The sequence below is a fragment of the Corallococcus sp. BB11-1 genome (assembly GCF_026626625.1).
In the GTDB taxonomy this organism is placed as follows: Bacteria; Myxococcota; Myxococcia; order Myxococcales; family Myxococcaceae; genus Corallococcus; species Corallococcus soli.
Window position 1 is genome coordinate 388421 of record NZ_JAPNJY010000007.1, and the last position, 20527, is coordinate 408947.

Here is a 20527-nt window from a genome sequence, read left to right on the forward strand (position 1 = left end):
CAGCGCATGCATCCGCGTGCCCGACGGTGCGACGGACGGACCCGTGGGCTCGTGGCTCAGGGAGAAGAGGCGGTTGGAGGACGCCGAGGCATCGAGCTGGCCCAGGTAGTTGAAGGCCACCTGCGGCACGGGCAGGGCCTGGAGCTGCTGGGCAAGTTCCGTGGGGCCGAGCCACTTGAGCAGGCCAAAGCCGAGGCCCCGGTGGGGCAACCGGCGCAGCGAGTCACGCACGGAGCGCAGGCCGTCACCGACCGAACCGATGACCGGCACGGGGAGCAGCACGGGCGTGAAGGACGTGAACCAACCGACGGTGCGCGAAACGTCCACGTCGTCGAAGAGGTCCTCACGGCCGTGGCCCTCCAGGTGGACGAGCACCTGGGACTGGCCGGTCCACTCGGAGAGAGCACGGGCCAGGGCGGTGAGCAGCACGTCGTTGATGTGCGCGCGCCAGGCGGAGGGCACCTCCTGGAGGAGCAGCTGCGTCTCTTCGGCGCCGAGAGAGACGGAGATGGAGCGCTCGGAAGCGGGGGTGTTGGGGCCGGAGGCATCGGTGGGCAGCGGTGCCACCGGCGTGCGGGCCTCTTCCAGCCAGAGCGGTGCCTCTGCGCTCAGGGCTTCGGAGTGGGCATGGGTCTGGAGGCGGCGCGCCCACGACTGGAACGAGGCGCTCTTGGCGGGCAGTGTCGCCTGGAGATAGGCCGACTCGAGGTCCTCGAGGATCACGCGCCAGGAGACGGCGTCCACCACGAGGTGATGCGCGACGAGGAGCAGGCGCTGCTGGCCGTCCCCCAGGTGGAAGAGGGCGGCGCGCAGCAGGGGCGCCTGGGCGAGGACGAAGCTGGCCTGCACCCGCGCGGCTTCGGCTTCGAGCGCGGCGGATTGTTCGGAGGCCGGGGTGGAGGCGAGCTCCACCTGGAGCAGGTGGACGGAGGCCTCGTCAGGGCTGGCGTTCTCCTGGGTCCAGGCGCCTGCGTTCTGGTGCAGGCGCAGCCGGAGGGCGTCGTGGTGGGTCACCACGAGCGCGAGGGCCTTCTCCAGGCGAGCGGGTTCTAGTGGCTCGCGAGCCGCCAGGAGCACGGACTGGTTGAAGTGGTAGGCGTGGGCCGGATCATGCGCCAGCAGTTGGAGCTGGGCGGGCGTGAGCGGCACCGGGCCGGTGACGGGGCCCTGCTCGCGAAGCGCCTCGGAGGAGGCCTTCACCACGAGGGCGAGCTGGGCGACCGTCTGGTGCTGGAAGAGCTGGCGGGTGGCGAGCACGAGGCCCGCCTGCCGTGCGCGTGCGACGACCTGGAGGCTGATGATGGAGTCGCCGCCCAGCTCGAAGAAGTTGTCGTGAATGCCCACCTGCTTCAGGCCGAGCACCTGCGCCCAGATGTCACACAGGCGCTGCTCCACGTCGTTGCGAGGCGCGACGTATTCGTTGCTGGGCGTGAGCGCGCCTTGAGGGGCGGGCAGGGCCTTGCGGTCGAGCTTGCCGCTGGCGTTGAGCGGCAGCGCGTCGAGCGAGATGAAGGCCGCTGGCACCATGTACTCAGGCAGGTGCTGCTTGAGGAAGTCGCGCACGTCTGAAGTGGCGGGCGACTGCGCACCGGCCGGCGGCACGAGGTAGGCCACGAGGCGCTTGTCGCCGGAGGCGGAGTCCTCACGCACGACGACGACGGCCTGGCGCACCTGGGGGTGGCGCTCCAGGGCGGCTTCAATCTCTCCCAGCTCGATGCGCAGGCCACGCACCTTCACCTGGAAGTCGAGGCGGCCGAGGTACTCGATGTTGCCGTCGGGCAGCCAGCGCGCCTTGTCACCGGTGCGGTAGAGGCGAGCGCCGGGCTCGGAGGCGAAGGCATCCGGGATGAAGCGCTCGGCGGTGAGGTGGGGGCGCGCGAGGTAGCCACGGCCGACCTGGACGCCACCGATGAAGAGCTCTCCGGGCACGCCCGTGGGGACGGGGCGCAGGTGCGCATCCAGGATGCGGATGACGGTGTTGGCGATGGGGCGGCCGATGGGCAACGCGCGCAGGCCGTGGTTGGGCGTGACGTGGAAGGCGGTGACTTCGACGGCCGCTTCGGTGGGGCCGTAGAGGTTGTGAAGCTCGGCGGAGGGCAGGCGCTGGAGGCAGCGCTGGGCCAACTCCGGAGAGAGGGCCTCACCGCTGCACACGACGCGGCGCAGGCTTGCGCACTGCTCCAGGCCCGTCAGCTCCAGGAAGTGCTGGAGCATGGAGGGGACGAAGTGGGCGGTGGTGACGCGCTGCTCGGAGATGAGGCGCGCGAGGTAGTCAGGCTCCTGGTGGCCACCGGGGCGGGCGAGGATGAGACGCGCGCCCACCGTGAGGGGTGAGAAGAACTCCCAGACGGAGACGTCGAAGCTGAAGGGCGTCTTCTGGAGGACGACGTCCTGGGTGCCCAGGGCATAGGCCTGCTGCATCCAGAGGAGACGGTTGCAGACGGCGCGGTGGGCGTTCATGGCGCCCTTGGGGCGGCCGGTGGAGCCGGAGGTGAAGATGACGTAGGCGAGGGTGTCCGGCGTGGAGAGGGAGACGGGCGCATGCGTGGGCAGGGCACGCAGGGCTTCGTCATTGAGAACCAGCGGCACCACGGCGGCGCTCGCGGATTCCGGGAGGCGCGTCAGCAGGGAGGGCTGCGCGAGCAGGACGGCGGGACGCGAGTCCTCCAGCATCCACTCCAGGCGCTCACGCGGGTAGGAGGGGTCGAGGGGAACGTAGGCGCCACCGGCCTTGAGGATGGCGAAGAGGCCGACCACCAGCTCCAGGGAGCGCTCGGCGCACAATCCGACACGGACCTCGGGCCCGACGCCGAGGGTGCGCAGGTGCCAGGCGAGCTGGTTGGAGCGCGCGTCCAGCTCCCGGTAGGAGAGCCACGCGCCCTCGAAGCCAAGGGCGGGCGCGTCCGGCGTGCGCTGGGCTTGAGCCTCGAAGAGGTGGTGGATGCAGGTGTCCGAAGGCAGGGGCGCGCGCGTGTCATTCCATGCCACCAGCACCTGCTGGCACTCGGCCTCGGTGAGCAGGGGCAGCTCGGCGATGCGCTGCTCGGGTCGGGCGAGGACGCCCTCCAGCAACACCTGCAGGTGGCCCACGAAGCGCGCGGCGGTGGCGTGCTCGAACAGCTCGGTCGCGTACTCCAGGAAGCCCGCGAGGCCCTGGGCGGATTCGGAGAGCGAGAGGTGGAGATCGAACCGCGACGTGCGGCTCTCCAGTTCCACGGAGTCCAGCCTCAACCCGGGCAGCGCAAGGCCGGGCAGCGGATCCGGCTGGAGCACGAGCATGACCTGGAAGAGCGGGCTGCGGCCCAGGTCGCGCACGGGCCGAAGCTGCTCGACCAGCTTCTCGAAGGGGACGTCCTGGTGGGCGAAGGCGCCCAGCGTGCTCTCACCCACGCGGTGCAGCAGCTCGCGGAAGGAGGGATTGCCCTCCAGGCGCGTGCGCAGCACCAGCGTGTTGACGAAGAAGCCGATGAGGCCCTGCGTTTCAGGGCGGGAGCGGCCGGCGATGGGGGAGCCGACGCTGATGTCCTCCTCGCCGGAGTGTCGGTGGAGGAGGACCTGGAAGGCAGCCAGCATGAGCATGAAGGGCGTGACACCTTCGCGCTGGGCCAGGGCCTTGAGTGCGTCCCAGGTGGCGGCGGACACGCGCACGGGGACGCTGGCGCCGTGGTGCTGGCGGACGGCCGGACGCGGCCTGTCCGTGGGCAGCTCCAGGTGGGCAGGTGCCGCGGCCAGCTGCTGCTTCCACCAGGAGAGCTGTCGCTCCAGCTCCTGGCCCTGGAGCCACTGACGCTGCCAGAGGGCGTAGTCGGCGTACTGGACGGGGAGGGCGGGCAGGGGCGAAGGCAGGCCCTGGCAGAAGGCGGCGTAGAGGGCGGCGACCTCCTGGACGAGCACGCCCATGGACCAGCCGTCGGAGACGATGTGGTGCATGCAGAGCACCAGGACGTGCTCGTCGTCGGAGAGCCGCAGCAGGGTGGTGCGCAGCAGGGGCCCCTGCGTCAGGACGAAGGGGCGCAGGGCCTCTTCGTAGGCGAGGCGCAGCACCTGGGCCTCTCGCTCATTGGAAGGCAGCGAGGCGAGGTCCACCCGCGCGAGCGGGACGGAGGCGTCGGGGTGGATGAGCTGGGTGGCCTGTCCGTGCTCGGAGTGCAGGGTGGTGCGCAGCGATTCGTGACGCCGCACGAGCTCCGCGAAGGTGCGCTCCAGGGCGGAGAGGTCCAGCACGCCGCGCAGTCGCACGGCGGCGGAGATGTTGTAGAGCGGGTTGCCCGGCTCGAGTTCGTCGAGGAACCACAGGCGCTGCTGCGCGAACGACAGCGGCAGGGGCTGCTCGCGCGAGGCGAGAGGCATGGGGCCAGTGGCATCCCGAGGGGCAGCGGCGAGCCGCGATGCCAGCTCGGCCAGCGTGGTTCCACCCAGCAGCACATGCAGCGGGAGCGCCACGCCGAGGCCCGTCTCCACCTCGTACGTCAGCTCCACCGCCCCCAGCGAATCCATGCCGTAGCGGGTGAGCGGCTCATCGCGCTGAACCTCCCGGGGGGAAACATTCAGTCGGCGGGCCAGCCGGATCCGCAGCCATTCCTCCACGGCCTCCGGCGTCGTCGGCCGCGCCTCGGCGCCGGTCGCGTGCGGCGCGCTGGAGGCAGTCGGTTCGCTCACGTCGGCCTGCTGTTCGCGCCAGGAGGCCACCTCCTGCAGCTCACCCGACAGGAAGGCCGCGCGGCTCGCCCGTCGCTGGATCTTGCCGCTGGACGTCTTGGGCAGGCTGCCGGGAGCGATGAGGGTGAGCGCGTGCAGCCGCAGCTCATGCGTCGTGGCCACCTGCTGGCTGATGGCGCGCGCGACCTCCTCCACCGCCACGGACTGCTGGCGCGTGTCCGCCTCGTACACCAGCACCAGCCGCTCTTCTCCCTCCACCTCCACGGAGAAGGCCGCGCCACACCCGGGCCTCACCGCGGCGCTGGCATGCTCCGCGGTCAGCTCGATGTCCTGGGGGTGGTGGTTTCGACCGCGGACGATGATGAGGTCCTTGATGCGGCCGGTGATGAAGAGCTCCGGGCCCTGGAGAAAGCCCTGGTCGCCGGTGCGCAGGAAGGGCCCGTCGCCGTCGGCGGTGCGCGCGTGGAAGTCGCGCGTGGTGTCCTCGGGGCGGCCCCAATAGCCCAGGGCCACGCTCGGGCCCTTCACCCACACCTCACCCACCTCACCGGGCGCGCACGGGACGAACGTCTCCGGCTGCACCACGCGCACGTCCTGGTCCTGGAGCGAGCGCCCGCAGCCCACCAGCGTCTGCCCCTGGGGCCCGGGCTGCGCGGACTCCACCCGGCCCTCGCGCAGCCGCTCGGTGTCCAGCGTCTGCTGCACGGGGAGCGCGCTGCGCTCGCCGCCGGAGACGATGAGGGTGCCTTCGGCCAGGCCGTAGCAGGGATAGAAGGCCTCGCGGCGGAAGCCGCTGGGCGCGAAGGCCTGGGCGAAGCGCTCCAGCGTCTCCGGGCGGATGGGCTCGGCGCCGCAGAAGGCCACGTCCCAGTGACTCAGGTCGAGCGCCGCACGGTCGGCTTCGGTCGTCTTGCGCACGCACAGGTCGAACGCGAAGTTGGGCCCGCCGCTGATGGTGCCGTGGGTGCGGGAGAGCACCTCCAGCCAGCGCAGGGGACGGCGCAGGAAGGTGAGCGGCGACAGGAGGCTGGTGGAGAAGCCTCCGTAAATGGTGCCCAGGATGCCGCCGATGAGCCCCATGTCATGGTACGGCGGCAGCCAGATGACGCCGGCGCTGCCAGGGTGCATGCCGAACGCACCGTGGATGAGCTGGAGGTTGTGCAGCAGGTTGGCGTGCGTGAGCATCACGCCCTTGGGCGTGCCCGTGGAGCCCGACGTGTACTGCAGGAAGGCCAGCGAGTCGGGCCGCAGGGCGGGCCGCTGCCAGGAGTGCGCGGCGTCCGCGGGCAGCTCATCGGTGGCCACCCAGCGCAGGGCCTTCAGCTCCGGAGCGGACTCGAAGAGATACTCCGCCATGGAGAGGATGAAGGAGGTGGTGAGCACCACCGTGGCCTGGCTGTCCTGGATGATGGCGCGCAGCCGGGGCAGGGTGCGCTCCAGGCGGGCGGGATCCGGTGGGTAGGCAGGGACGGCGACGACCCCCGCCGCCAGGCAGCCGAAGAAGCCGCTGACGTACTCAAGCCCCGGCGGGTAGAGCAGGACGGCGCGCTCGCCCGGAGCGGTGGACTGCTGGAGGCTGGCGCCAATGGCCCGCGCCCGTTGCAACAGCCCGGAATAGGCCAGGGTGCTGTCTTCGCCGTCGGTGTCCTCAACGAAGTGGAAGAGGGGCGCATCGGAGCGAACCGCGGCGCGCTCCTCGAGCAGCTCCACCAGCGTGGAGGAGGGAGACACGGGCAGGGCGTTTTTCATGGGGCGCGTCGGGGCGGCAGGCACAAGGGAGCTCGTACAGGCAATCCCGCCTGCTCGATGAGGGCGGGAATCCTAGCAGTCTCAGGCTTGTCCCTGAAAGCAGGCTAATAGAACATTGAGTCAGGAATGACGCGTTGCGTCGTCCCCGGGTCGCTGTGCATGGCTTTCATTTTAATTCAGCTTAATCCAACAAAACTGGGGATGCGACAGGGCTGAAACGGCCCGTGCGCCGGGGGCAGGGAGGGGCTCCCCGCCTACGCCGCCGCGACGAGCCTGCCGTACTCGAGCTTGATGACCCGGTGGGCCAGGTGGAAGAAGCGATCATCGTGGGTGATGACGATGACGCCCTTGCCGCGCGCCGCCAGTTCCGGGAGGAGCTTGCGGTAGAAGATCTCCCGGAACTCGGGGTCCTGATCCGCAGCCCACTCGTCGAACAGGTAGAAGGGCCGGTCCTCCAGCAGCGCCACGAGCATCGCGAGCCGCTTGCGCTGGCCCGTCGAGAGGCTGGTGGTGGAGAAGCGCCCGTCGACGATGCGCAGCTTCTTCTCCAGCGAGAACAGCCGGAGGTACTCCTCCACCTGGGCCGCGACCTCCTGGGAGGGCACCCCGCGCAGATTCTCGAACAGGTGGAAGTCGGAGAAGATGGCGGAGAAGGTGTTGCGATAGGCCTCGCGGTTCTGGTCCGTCACGGCGACGCCGTTCCAGAGCAGCTGTCCGGACTCGGGCGCATAGAGGCCGGTGAACAGCTTGGCCAACGTCGTCTTGCCGCTGCCGTTGCCCCCGACGACGAAGACCAGCTCCCCGGGCCGCAGCTCCAGGTCGAGCGGCCCCACCCGGAATGCGTGTCCGTCCTGCGCCCCGAACGCGTACGTCACGCCGGAGAAGCGCACCTCGTGGCGCTCGCTGAGCACGGGTTCGAGCTGTGCGCTGCTGGAGCCGTCGTCGTTCAGCGCCTCGGTGAGTGAGACATCGAGCTGTGAGAGCTTGTCGAGCGCGATCCCTGCCTGGGCCCAGCGCCCGACGTTCTCCACCAGGGAGCGGAAGGACCCCCACATGTACATCAACGCCATCACGTAGCCGCGCGTGGCGGCGGTGTCGTGCGAGGTCAGCGTGGCCATGCCGAACAGCGCCAGGCCGAGCACGAGCCACGTGAAGAAGTGCATGAAGTTGCCGAGCACCGCGCCGCCATCCGAGGCCCGCACGCTCGTGCGTCGCACGCCCTCCACGGCGGGTGTGAAGTCGTGCTCGAAGAACTCCCCCCGGCGGCGCCCATGCAGCTTGAGCTCCTTGACGCCCTCCAGGACGTGCTGCTGCTGGCGGTACAGGTCGTCCTGCGCGTCGCGCTCCCCGCGCCAGAGCGGGTGCAGCTTCCGGGCGGCCACGGCGTAGATGGCGACGAGCAGGGCCATCGCGGGCAGCACGAGCAGCAGCCCCTTCACGGAGAGCCACGCCATGTACGTCAGACAGCCGAGCACGATGGTGGAGCTGATCACGATGGAGGGCAGCGCGGACGCCGTGCCGACCACCGTCTGCAGGTCCTGCGTGAGCGCGGCGAGCACGGGGCCATGGCCCAGGGACTCCAGGCGGCGCAGGGGCGCGGCGAGGATGCGCCGGCCAATCCGCAGCCGCAGGTCGGCCGCGAGCGCGCGCGACAGCCTGGCGAGCAGCAGCTCCGGAAGGAGGTTGCTCACCATCACGCCCAGGCTCAGGGCCAGGTACGCGGCGATCATCATCGTCGTGATGGACGCCCCATCCCCCAGCGCCTCGCTGATCAACGCGAGCAGGGCGCTGTTGCACAGGCCCGCGACGCTCCCGACGACGGCGATCGCGATGACCGAGGCACTCGACCTGCGGAGCAACAACATGAAGAGGGAGAGCATGGTGGGGGTCCGTTGCCTCGGGCCACCGGGGCAGCCCGACGAGACGGTGCGGGCGAGCTTGCCAGAATCCGCGGGCCCGTAGCGAGCGGCCGTCTAGGACGCCGCCCGTTGGAGGGGGACAGGCCCTGAGCGGGAGCGGTCCGCGAGCAGCTCCTCCAGGGCATCACAGGCGGCTCCGGACGCGTCCGGCCCCGCCATCCGCCGGGCCTGCGCCGCACAGGCCTTGCGCACCCGGGGATGGGTCAGGAGCTTCTGGAGCCTGGGCGCCACCGTGTCGGCGCGGTAGTCCTCGTCATGCACTGCGTCCGCGACGCCCAGCTTGATCAACCGCACGGCGTTGATGGGCTGGTCGAAGAAGCGCAGCGTCACGAGGAACTGGGGCAGTCCCGCCTGGAGCGCGCGCGCGGCGGTGCCGATGCCGCCATGGTGCACGAGCGCGGCGCAGCGGGGCAGCAACTGGTGCATGGGCACGTAGGAGAACGTCGCGATGGAGTCGGGCAGGACGGAGGGCACCTGCGCGCGGGACTCGGACAGGAGGATGCCCCGGCGTCCGAGTCGCCGGCAGATCTCGATGCTGGTCGAGAAGTACGCCTCCGCGCCTCCACTGCGGAACGTCCCGGCCGCGAACACCACGGGCGGCTCCCCCGCGGCCAGGAAGGACTCCACGTCGGGAGGCAGCGGATCGTCCACGCGCGTCTCGTGCAGGACGAAGCCGGGCAATCGCATTCGCGGCGACCAGTGCGCCATGCGCGGGTAGAACCAGTCCGGCCAGAGCCCGAGCGACAGTTGGGGGGACTCGAACCAGCTGCTCTGGATGTGCTGGACCGGGCCCAGTCCTATCTCCGCGCGGAAGGTGTTGATGAAGGCATAGAGCTGATCGAAGTGCTCATCGATCCTCGGCGCGCACAGCTTGTCGTAGATCCACCGGGAGGGCGGCGGCCGGTTGAGCAGGAGAGGGACCCCGACCCACAGTCGGGTCGACTCGGGCGGGCTGATGTACACCGTCGCCAGGGGAATCCCGAGCCGCTCCTGGGCCAGCCGCCCGGCCAGCGTCCACGAGCGCGCCACGACGACCGAGTCGCGCGGGTCGGCCCGCTCCGCCAACGCCGCGTAGGTCGCGCGCAGCTCGGGGAAGTGCCAGCGGTGGAGCCGCTCCGCGTGCGAGATGGATTGCGGGGGGGCCTTCGGTCTCCCGAGGTCGCGGTTGGCCTCCTGCTCCTCCATGTATTTGGAGACGGTCGCGTACGGTACGAAGTCGAAGCCGAGTCGCTCCGCGCAGGCGCGATGAAACTCGTTCGAGATCAAAGTCACTTCATGGCCACGTTGCTGGAGCTCGCATCCGAGCCCGAGGAAGGGGTTGATGTCGCCCCAGCTCCCACGCGACGTGAGGAAGAAACGTCCCATGGGGTACCCTCATGCCAACTTGCATTTGGAGAGTCAATGCGCGCTCCGTTGGAAGATCCGCTCGATTTGATCCTCGAACGAGATCCCGCGGGCATGTTCACCGCGATGGACGCGACCACCCGCGAACGCTACCGGCACGCCTGTCAGGAGTTGGCGGTCCGGTCGCGCAGGGCGCCCCACGAGGTCGCGCACGAAGCGCTCCAGCTCGCGCTGGAACACGACGCCCATGACGAGCGCGGGCGGCACGTGGGCGCCTGGCTCGTCGCGGAGGGACGGCCTTCATTGGAGGCGCGTCTGGGATGTCGCATCCCGTGGGCGGAGCGCGCCTCGCGGCTCGTGCGGCGGCATGCGACGCAAGCGTATGGGGGCTCCCTCTTCATGCTCCTGGGGCTCGCGCTCCTCGGGGTGGAGCGGTTGCTCAGGGCGCGAGGGATTCCCGTGCCGCATCGCGTGTTGCTGGAGGTCACCCTGGTGCCGTTGCTCCTGGAGTTCCTCCAGGAATGTCTCAACGGGGTGTTGTCGCGTCTGGTGGCTCCGGTCGCGCCGCTGCCGAGGTTGGAGCCACGGCGGGTGTTCTCTCCGGACACGCGGACCCTGCTCGTCACGCCGCTGCTGGTGACGAGCGCCGAGGACATCCAGACCCAGCTGCGCATGCTGGAGATCAACTACCTGGGCAACGTGGAGCCCGAGTTGTTCTTCGCGTTGCTGACGGACTTCAAGGACGCGCCCGAGCCGGAGCTCCCGGGCGAGCAGGACCTGCTCGAAAGGCTGGAGCGGGGCATCCAGGAACTCAACGCGCGGCACGGCCACCGTGAGCAGCCGCGCTTCTTCGTCCTCCACCGGGACCGCCGGTGGAACCCGGTCGCGGCGCGGTGGATGGGCTGGGAGCGCAAGCGGGGCAAGCTGGACGAGCTCAATCGCTGGCTGTTGGGGGCCAGGGACACGAGCTTCCGGGGCCCGATGCCCGGGCTTGAGGGCACGGTGCGCTATGTCATCACGCTCGACGCGGACGCCCACCTGCTGCCCGGCGACGCGGCCCGGCTGGTGGCGACGCTCCACCACCCCTTGAACCGGGCGCGGTTCGACGCGACCGGCAGGCGGGTGGTGGCTGGCTATTCGCTGCTCCAGCCAGGGCTGGACCTGGAGCCGACGCGGGCCCACTGGTTGGCGACGGGAGGGTGGCCGCTGTCCATCATCCGGGAGAAGAAGCGGGCCCAGCGCGAGGCGCCATGGGTTCTGCAACAGCGGCTCTTCGGGAACGGAGACTTCCTGGGCAAGGGCATCTACGACGTGGCTGCCTTCACGCGCTGCCTGGAGGGACGCATCCCCGAGAACGCCGTCCTGGGTCACGACAAGATCGAGGGGATGTTCGCGCGCGTCGCGTTCGTTCACGACATCCAGTTGTTCGAGAGCCATCCGACGGACTTCTCGGTCTCCGCGCGCATCTGGCACCGCTGGGTGCGAGGGGACTGGCAGTTGCTGCCGTGGCTCCTGCCGTGGGTTCCGACCCAGGACGGCCGCCGCGCTCCGAACACCCTGGCCCTCTTCGAGCGCTGGAGGTTGCTGTCCGCGCTCCTGGAAAGCCTGCGCTATCCCTCCACGCTTTGTGTGCTCGCGTGTGGTTGGCTTTGGCTTCCGAGCCGGAGCGCCCCGGTGTGGACGCTCGCGGTGACGCTGTGGTGCAGCCGCCATGCATTGCTTGGTGGGCTGGGACACCTGTTGCATGGCGCGTGGCGTTCGGGGTCGCTTGTGTCTGGACTTCGCTCGGTGTTGCTCCTGGTTCCGCGACTGCTTGTCGGTGCCCTGGCCCAGATGGGCTGCGTCTTCCTGTTCTCCGGTGTCGCGCTCGACGCCATCTTCCGCGTCCTGTACCGGCTCGCGTTCAATCGCAGCCGGATGTTGGATTGGACGACGTACGCCCAGTCCAGCCGGGAGAGCCGCAGCCTTCGCACCCTGCTCACGCTCCCGGAGGTCTGGGGCGCGTTGGTGCTGTCGCTTGGGATTGGGGGGCTGCTCGCCGTGTTCAACCCGTGGGCGCTGCCCTGGGCGGCACCGGTGCTGCTCGCGTGGCTCCCGATGCCGCTGGGGTTCGTTCGCCAGGAGCGGCCTTCCTCCGAGGTGTCGGTGCAGGTGGAGCAGATTCGAGCCACGGCGCGGAGCTGCTGGGACTTGTACGCGCAACGGGCACCGGAGGGGCTGCCGGACGGTGAGCCCAGGGCCGGCGAGCTGTCTCCGACGGACCTGGCGCTGGGGTTGGTGGCGCCGCTGGGGGCGTACCACCTGGGCTACGTCGGGTTGGATGAGATGGTGTCCCGGGTGGGCAGGAGCCTGGAGGTCATCGAGGGGCTGGAGCGCCATCGCGGGCACCTGCTGGCGAGCCAGACGGGGCGGGGTGGCAGGCGGATCAGCACGACGGAGAGCGGCGTGCTGGCCGCAGCGCTGCTGGTGGTGGAGAGCGGGCTGCACGCCGCGAGCGAAGTGGCTACGGGGGAAGGGCACCTGGTGGTTCTGGAAGCGCGTGCCCAGGCGCTGCGAGAGGCAATGGACTTCGGGTGGTTGTACGACAGCGAGGCGGAGCTGTTGCACACCGGCTACGACGTGGAGGCGCGGGCCCTGGAGCAGGGGCACCACGGGCTGCTCACGTCAGGAGCAATGCTGGCCGGATTCGTGGCGCTCGCGAGCAGGCAGGTTCCACTGGCGCACTGGTCGGCGCTGACGAAGTCGGATCAGGAGTTGAGGCAGGCGGGCGCCAGGGAGCTGGGCTGTGAGGAATTGGCCGAACACCTGCTGCCGACACTGTTCGTGTGGTTCCCGCCAGCCACGCTGTTGGCACAGGCGGCGCAATCGGCACTGGAGGCGGGGAGGGGGCGCCCGCCGGACGCGAAGCAGGAGGGCGCAGTCGAGCCACCGCACTCGGTGCTGGCGCTGCGCTTCCAGCCAGAGCGGGTGGTGGAGGAACTCCAGCGGGTGGCGCGAACCGGACAGGTGGAGCCGCGCGAGCAGGCCATGGCGCTCGTGTCGGCAGCCAATCTGACGTGCGACGACATCCTGGTGAGGCACTTCCATCAGCACTGGCAGACGGCGTGGATCGAAGCGCTGGTGTATGAAACGAAGGACCCGCGGTAGGGGGCTGGGTGGAGTGCGATGCCGCTGCACAGGTCCCGGCCCCTTCCGACCGTCTGGGGGAGGAGCGACCCGACGGTGCCCTTCTGGACTTGAAGGAGGCAAGGCGGGACAGTAGAGGGATGGCCTGCTTGCACGAGTGGCGGAACTGGCAGACGCAGCGGACTTAAAATCCGCTGACCCGCAAGGGTCGTCCGGGTTCGATCCCCGGCTCGTGCACTTCTAACCGGCCGGAGGCGGGGCCTGCTCCGGCGGGCTACTCCCACTGTCCAGGTTGATCCCCTGCTCGTGCTCTGCGAGGGCAATCCCAAATGCTTCAGTGCAGCGCGCTAGCCGCTCCACGCGCTGGGCGCCGGGGCTGGTTTCAAGCCTCTGCGTCGGAAAGGGCATCTTCCAGGAGAAGCACTCCTGTCACCCGCTTCGAGGAGGCCAGCGCCACCTCCAAGGCCGTGGCTCCTCCGGCTCCCTCACAGGCCATGAGCACGACGGGGGCTTCCCCGGCCTCCAGGCGCCAGAGGCCCTCCGGCAGTGCGCCCTCGGTCGTGGAGGTCTTGTAGAAGAAGTGCAACGTCCCCGCGTGCTCCCTCATCCATCGAAGCCCCACGGTGGTACCGACGGGAACCAGGACCGTCTCAATCCGTCCCCAGGCCGGCGCGGCAAGGCGCGTCGGCGCCTCCGCTGTCTGTCCAAGGTCGCCTAGAAGGAATCCCTGCTCCCTCACGGCTTCAATGTCACCCGTGGAAGAGGCTGCCAGCGTTCGTGCCAGTGTGCGCAGCGTGCCCTGGAACCGAGCAATCCAGGGATGGGCAATCAGCGCCTGGGAATAACCGTCGATGCGCAGGCGCCGTTCCAGTGCTTGGCCCCAAGCATCTGCGGCCTCGGAGGAGGTGAGGAGCAAATCCCACGCTTCCATGTCCCCCTCCTCGTCCTGGCCCGAAACCATGGCGTCCAGTGTTGCCGCATCCAGAGAGGACTTCATGACTTCCTCCAGGCCAGTTCGTGCTTCGGAATGCTGTCAATGCGCTTTGTCAGCTGGGGCATGGCCCCCTCATCCAGCTTGAACACGGTCAAGGTCGTCCTGGCTACGGAGTGCTTCAGGAGGATCCACTCGAACAGCGCCTCCTCCTCCTTCCCTGCTGGCGGTACGCTTGCCGCTTCGATGAGTCGATCAATCAACGCCGCGACCCCTTCACGCCGCAGTTGCTGGATCGTTCGTAGGGGCCTTGGGGTTCCTTCCGGTAAAGCCCGGGCAAGCTCCGCGTCGCTTTGGCGGTAGGGGGGAACGTCAGCACAAGGCCGGAAGAGCCACTCCCGCACGAGCTGCTGCGCCATATCCCTTGCCGGCGCCTCCTGAATGAGCTGCTGGTGGATGCATTGGAATCGGAAGAGCGCATCGTGAGCAAAAAGGCTCCGGGACTTCTTCGATAAGTTCTCCGCTCCCACCGGGGGCACAGGCGGATCGAACCACCCGGCCCGCAGGCCATCCGTCGCACGCAGCCACCAGAGGACCAGCGATGCACAGGTGCGGTCGCGCAGCTGCCGGAGCGTGGCAATGAGGCGCTCCCGCATTCGTCGCTGCTCGAGTTCGTCCTCGACGGAAGGTTCCTCGGCAGCGCCTTCAGAAAGGGCTGGTGGATTCTCGGGAAGCTGCTGTCCCCTTCTGCGCAGCGCCTCCATCTCCGCCATCTTGCGCCGGAAGCCCAACACCCCAGCGCGCTGCGCCAGCCAAAACCTCGGGCGGGTGAACAGCCTCCAATTCGCCGGGAGCCGCGCCCAGTCGAACTCCCGCTCGATGAAGGCGTCCAGGATCCAGTCCACGGCTTCCTCCACCGTCGAAAAGCCGAAGGAGTCCAAGAGGGTTTCAATGCCATACGGCTCGGCCACCAGCTCAAGCGAGTGCCGGAGCATCTCTGCGAGCACGGGGCGGTGAGCCATGACGAGCCGGGCCCGTCCTTCCTTGGACAAGTCGTCAATCTCCGGGTAGCGCGGCTGCATCTTCACTCTCCCCACCAGCGGAAGGCTCCCAGGTGCACCGGCTGGCACAGCTCATCAATCAATTCTGTGCCGGACAGGTTCGCCATCGCAGGTGAGTTCGCATGGGCTTCGAATCGGGCCAGGGCCGGAGACCTGCCCAGGACGTGCTCGGCTTGAATCCGGCGCATCTCATCAATGGCCGCGAGCACCTCCCTCCGAGGGGTGGAGGCCGGCAGCGCCGGCAGTTCGCGCAGCAGCAGGGCGACGTGCTCGATGGACTCGGCGAGGATCTCGGGACCATGGCCCGTGCGGCGGCTGCGCCACCCATACTGTTCGCACACCAGCGCCTTGACCACGTCGTGCACAGGCCAGGCCAAGTCGAGCACCGCGACCGCACCGCTGGCGAGAAAGCCCTGCACGAGTCCCGGGAGCCTGTCCCCGTGGTCGCGGACGACGCGCTCAATGTCGGTACCCCCCGAGGTGCAGGCCCAGAGTTCCACCAGCCGGCAATGTGGCAGGAACAGGCCGAGCGTGTTCCGATCCATCAGCGCATGTCCAGGGCCCAACCGGAGGCCCCCTGTGGTGTCGGTGATGGACTCCGGTGTTCCAACACCATAGAGGCGCAGCGTTCGGATTCGCGAGGCATGTGACGCCAGCAACTCCACCACGTCGCCTTGTTGCCCATGGACCTTCCCGGCCTCAAGGACCAGCTCGGGTGGGTACACGCCATGGAGCGTTTGCTGGGCGGCCTCGCCAAAGCAGGTTGTCCCCTGTCTGGATTCAGGGGACACGACGCAGGCCGTGAAGGGCTCTACCTCCTTGAGGAGCGAGCTCCCCAACATTCCGAACCTCAGCGCCGGCAGATGGGAGAGCCGCAGCACCTTCTCCGCCAGCAGCGCACCATCTTCCAAACGCAAGCCCAGCAGTGGCAGTGCACGCATGGCCCCGGGTGCCAATACCCACCAACGGAGGCTCCGCTTCTTCTGTGCCTCCTGCAGAAGGGACGTGAGCGCGGGGGAGAGCGCTGCTTCCAGGCGGCTCCAGGCCTCGCGCCGTGGCGAGGAACTGCCTCTCTGGGGCGACACGTCTTCCCTGGCGGGCCGAAGCAACTGGACCAAGGCGTCCTGCACGGCGGTCGAGGAGAGTCGGACGGTGCGCCCCGTCGGACCCGCTCCTGAGTTCCACCAGGCAATGATGAACAGCTCACCCTGCTGGCCGAGGACCAGTCCGAGCAGTCCATAGCCCTCCGCCAGACTGCCCAGCCACTCCTCGTTGTCTTCCAGCTTCAATGCCGGGTTCATCATTTGAGCCAGACTGACGCGGTCATCCCCACTGGCTTCCTTGCGCATTCGCGCGTCCATATCGAGGGCCTCTCTCCACAGATGCCGCGCCTCGTGCTCCAGCATGTTCAACGTGCGGACCGCCTCGAAGGCCGCAGTTCGGGCCGGCTTCACATGCTCAGGCCAGACGCCGCAGAGCAGCTCCAGGCTCCAGGCCGACAGGCCCCTGAAATCCTTCAGCCCCGGGCTCATGGCCCTGGCCGGGAGTGCATACGGGTCCATGTGGTAGGGATTGTCGTCGCCAGGGGATGTCTTGAGGAGTGCCGTATCCGCTACCGCAGCGCTCAGCGATTGCCGATTGCGGATGAACTCCTGCAGCTTCCGGAAGCGTGAACCCAGGAGGTCTGGCAGCCACGTGGACACCCAGGCCAGTCGCCCAAGAAAGGTGAGGCGCAGGTCGCAGGCGTACTGAAGGCAGGCGAGCTGATGCGCGCCACCCTCCGGCTCGTTACGAATGTGATTGGAAAGATAGGATTTCATCAAGGACCGGTAGGCGGCTCCCTGCGTCCCTGTGGTGCGCACCAGATTCCGGCGCTCGTCGCTGGGATACCCCCAGAGGCCCGACTCCATCTGACTCAGGGCTGCGCTGAGCAATTTGAGGGTGGCGATGGAGCTGAAGCCGGGGCGTTGGGCTTCGCGTCCGACTGCGTGGACGGTCGCCTCCTGCAGCTCCCTGGGGGTGGACAGGTGCTGTGCGCGCTGGGCGTTCCCGTCATCAGGCTCAAAGCGATCGAGTGCGCCGCGCAGCCGCTGCCACGCGGGAAACATCCACTGCGGGTGTCGGACCTGCTCCGCGAGTACTCGCACGCGCTGGAGCGCCCGCTCGCGCTGTGGCGCCAGGCCCGCCTCGGCCCGAGGCAGCAGTTCCACAGCGATGGTCGCCACACGCAGCGCCTCATAAGAACCGGGCTGGAGCTGTTCGAGAGCCGGCGAGATGAGCTCCCAGGCCTGCTGGACGCACCGCAGCGGCTCATCTGCGTCATAGGCATGAAGCAGTAGGTGCATCCGGGCCCGCGCGGCCAGAATGTCCGCAGCAACCAGTTCTCCCGCCGGAGGAAGGCGCTCCAGGAACTGCTGGGCCCGAGCCACCGCCGTCCGTTGGGGCAGGAGGGGCAACCACTGCTCGAAGATGGCGACCTCGAGCCACAGGTGCGCGGCCTCCACCGACAGCCGGACGCGATCCGATTCAGCCAGTTCCGGCGTGGCAAGCGCCTCATGGATCCAGGCCAGCGCCACCAGCAGGTTGTCCTGGTGCGATCCAATGAGGCGATCTCTCAGCAAGCGGGCCATCTGGAGCGCCTGCTCGACGGACGGACTCTCGCCTGGCTTGAGCATGGCGTACGCCGTTAGCCAGGATTCCTGCTGCTCGCGGAAGTCCTCTGGCTCGGCTGTCTCTGTCGCCTCGACCTCCAGGCACTGCGCGACCACCTGCTCCTCCTCCTTCGTCAGAAGCCGCTCGGGTACCTCCACCCAGGGTTCCCTCGGTCCACGCTCTGGTGCCCCGACGAAGCGGAGGGCCGCCCAGGAGACCGGGCAGGAGAAGGCGGCCCGCACCTTCTCCACGTCCTGGGAGCGGGACGCAGGCCCCAGCATCCTGGCGGCGGAGTCCAGGGTGGCAGGTGCCAGTTCCACGCCCAGCTTCGCGGCGAAGGTCGCCACCGCTTGGCCTGGGGGGGCGCAGCGCAACTGTTCAAGCAGCAGGTCCAGCCCCTCCTCCTGCCACCAACGCTGAGCTTCCAGCAATGCCACGGAGGGATTGGTTCCTTCGGAGAGCCGCTGCCGGTAGCGTCTGACAATGGAGGCTGTAACCAGGTCCGGGACCGACCACAGCGTTCCAATGACGGTGCGCACCCCGCGACTCAGGAGCAGGAAGTCCAGGCCGAATCCCTCGTCCACGGGCGGGGTGAAGGGGTCTATCGCCCGATTGGTTCCCGTCTGGCAGGCCCAGATCTCCATTCGCTCAAGACCGGCAAGCTTTCCCATCAAGTGAGACGCCGACAGTTGCTGCTTGTCATGGAGTTCCAGAACGGGTTCGTCCCCAGGCTCGTGCAGTCCATGCGTGTAGATGCAGACGGTCGCCACCTCGGCAGCCATGTGCGTCAGGGCCTCAGGCGTCGCGTCTTTTCCCTCCAGCCGCCGCTCGCCGTCCATATGCAGGGGCAGGGCAATGGAGTGGAAGGTTGTGTTCAGTGGGTTGACGACGAGGTTACCCGACCGGGGCTTCATCGCGGCCGGCCAGGACCGCAGGGGGAGGAGACTGGGCAACCAGATGAGGGACTCGAAGCGGTCCATCAACCTGTGTCCCTGGGGGCCCAGGGCGGCGAGCGGCAGGGCCGCGGCGGCATGCGAGGGCAGCAGAACCGCGCGTGCGTACCGCCTCGTGGGGAGCGCGGCCGTCAGGTCCACGGATGCGAGCAGTCCGGTCAGCTCGGTATAGTCGAGCTCCTTCTTGTCCTGGGCCACCTCCCTCAGCAGGTCGCGCAGCCTTGAGGGAATGGCGATGCTGGTGCTGCGCGCCACGACCTGTTCCCCTTCAATCCAAGTGGATACCACGAGCAATTCCTGATGAAGGCTCAAGCGCATCAGCACCTGCTCCGGGTGCTCCCGCAGCAGGGCTTCCAGCTTCTCGCGTGACAGGTCCTCCTCCAAAGGGTGGGAGCGGGCGCCATAGGTCGCGTCATGGCGGCGGAGCGCGGATTTCAACTTGATGCAGCGCGTCCTCTCCTTCGCCAGGTTGCCTTCAAGATGGTGCAGGGGAACCGGCGCATTCACGGCCGCACGGAGGGTTTCGACGTAGAACGCCTTGTCCGGCATCCCCCGGACACCTTCCTCGTCATCCGGCGCCACGCGGTAGGCTTCCAGTATCTCCCGTAAGCGCTCGCGCTGGCTCTCGGGTGCCAGTGTCTCCATGGAGCGGAGCATGGAATCCAGGACAGAGGCCCGGCCGCTATGGTGCTCCATCTTTGATTGCAGCGCTCGCGTCACCGGCTCCCGAGGTCTCCACAGGAAGACGCTGAAGTCCTCGGCGAAGCGCATTCCACTGGTGTTCTCCAACTGGAGGAAGGCCCCCACGGCATCCGCTTTGTCCTCCACTAGGATGCGGGCCGCGAGTGATGCCGCCAACTGGAAGTCCATGGCGGCCGTGTCCGCCGCGAAGTCAGCGATGGTCTGAGCACGCAAGTGGATGGAGTTGTCGATCCACTCCTTGAGGACGGCCAGCGCGTCGTCCACGGCCCCCGTGCGGCGCAAGAGCTGGATGTAGACGATGCGTAGTCGGTCATCGGCCAGCCGGGTCGAACGCACCTTGGAGAGGAACTTCCTCACGCGCTCATTGCAGTCTGGTGCCTCGCCTGCCAGCTCGATCTCGGCCAGCACCAAGAGTGCTTGGTCCTCGCGGCCCAGCTCAGGTTCCTTCAAGGCCTCTTTCGCGTACTGCTCGGCCTTCGTCAGGTCTTTCTTGCGGCCCCGGCGTACGAGAATCCCCGCTGCGGAGATGCGCGCGCGTGCCAGGACATGCCGCATTGATCCATACCCATCCCGCTGCGCACGATGAGCCGCGCCGATGGCCCAATCGTACTGCTGGAGCGCCTGGGCTTCTGCTTCTCGCTCAAGCAGGAGGTTCCCGTAGTTGAGGTGCGCCTCCGCCACCAGCCGGAAGCCCAATCTTCCACACTTCTCCGATAGAGGGATGACGCTGCGGTAGAGCTGCTCGACTTCTTGGAGGAGCTCCTCTCTCTTTGGTTCCGTCACCAGACCGGCCAGCATCCGCAGGCATACGGCCAGGGAGTTCTCGCTCTGGGCACGCCGCATGGGAACCCGCTGACGGACAGGTGCGCGCAGGGCTTGTCGCAACAGTTCCATGGCGGAGATGCAGGCCTGCTGGTCCGCCAGCAACTGCCCCTTGAACAGCCCGTGCCTCGGGTTCGGGATGAGCGAGTGGGCCAGGTCATGCCGGGCCGAGGATGCTGCAGCGCTGTCATCGTCATCCGAGAAGAGCGTCACGGCCTGCTGGCGCAGGGCGAGCGCTTCATCGAGCCGAGCTTGGTGTTCCAGTTCCTGCGCTTCACGCAGCAACTCGTTGGCTTCTCTGCCTGCGGGCGTGGACTTCATCTCCGCCTGATAGGACAAGTCCAGTTCAACCAGCCTCATCTCCAAGTGCGTCAGGTTTCCCATATCCGTCCTCCTGCCCCTGATAGCCGGTGGCGCACAGCGGTTTCCCCGGACCTGGTTCAAGCAGATTCGCGGCGCACCGGAAGCATGCGGCCAAGCAGTGTCCGGTTGGAATTTTCCCGGGCGCCCCTCTACCTTGGGCCGTGACACGCCTCGGCTCAGAACGTCATACCGGCGGGAAGCCAATACCCCTCCCTCGAGGGGCGCGTTCATGTGCTTCCAATGTGC

7 protein-coding genes and 1 tRNA gene (1 of these 8 only partly in view) are annotated in these 20527 nt (G+C 68.3%); 2 read left to right on the forward strand and 6 right to left on the reverse strand.

Features of this window, described 5'->3' with window-relative positions:
- The 3 genes from OV207_RS08295 to OV207_RS08305 form a co-directional block, all read right to left on the reverse strand.
- Window positions 1-6408, reverse strand: the 5' portion of a protein-coding gene (locus OV207_RS08295) for a non-ribosomal peptide synthetase (RefSeq protein ID WP_267554016.1). Its footprint begins 5586 nt before the window's first position; 6408 of the gene's 11994 nt are visible here — the first part of the coding sequence; it begins with the start codon at window positions 6406-6408; the stop codon falls past the left edge of the window.
- Between the two features lie 254 nt (window positions 6409-6662).
- Window positions 6663-8288, reverse strand: coding sequence for a cyclic peptide export ABC transporter (locus OV207_RS08300; RefSeq protein ID WP_267554018.1), 1626 nt, complete (start codon window positions 8286-8288; stop codon window positions 6663-6665).
- 93 nt (window positions 8289-8381) lie between these two features.
- Window positions 8382-9692 (reverse strand): glycosyltransferase, encoded by a 1311-nt coding sequence (locus OV207_RS08305; protein WP_267554021.1) that lies wholly within the window; start codon window positions 9690-9692, stop codon window positions 8382-8384.
- Window positions 9693-9728: 36 nt separating this feature from the next.
- Between OV207_RS08305 and OV207_RS08310 the strand changes: the two genes are divergently transcribed.
- Both OV207_RS08310 and OV207_RS08315 read left to right on the forward strand, forming a co-directional pair.
- Window positions 9729-12818 carry a hypothetical protein gene (locus OV207_RS08310; protein ID WP_267554023.1) on the forward strand — a complete coding sequence of 1030 codons (3090 nt, stop codon included), beginning with the start codon at window positions 9729-9731 and terminating at the stop codon, window positions 12816-12818.
- A gap of 130 nt (window positions 12819-12948) precedes the next feature.
- Window positions 12949-13034: transfer RNA gene (locus tag OV207_RS08315), tRNA-Leu, on the forward strand.
- Between the two features lie 145 nt (window positions 13035-13179).
- Here the strand turns inward: OV207_RS08315 and OV207_RS08320 are convergent.
- The 3 genes from OV207_RS08320 to OV207_RS08330 are packed head-to-tail and all read right to left on the reverse strand — an operon-like array spanning window position 13180 to window position 20302.
- Entirely contained in the window at window positions 13180-13794 is a 615-nt protein-coding gene (locus tag OV207_RS08320) for a hypothetical protein (protein WP_267554025.1), read from the reverse strand.
- The gene (locus OV207_RS08325) at window positions 13791-14810 is read right to left on the reverse strand and encodes a hypothetical protein (protein WP_267554027.1); all 1020 of its coding nucleotides are present in this window, start codon (window positions 14808-14810) and stop codon (window positions 13791-13793) included. The genes OV207_RS08320 and OV207_RS08325 overlap by 4 nt, the downstream gene beginning before the upstream one ends.
- 2 nt (window positions 14811-14812) lie before the next feature.
- Window positions 14813-20302, reverse strand: coding sequence for a CHAT domain-containing protein (locus tag OV207_RS08330; protein WP_267554029.1), 5490 nt, complete (start codon window positions 20300-20302; stop codon window positions 14813-14815).
- Window positions 20303-20527: the final 225 nt, after the last annotated feature.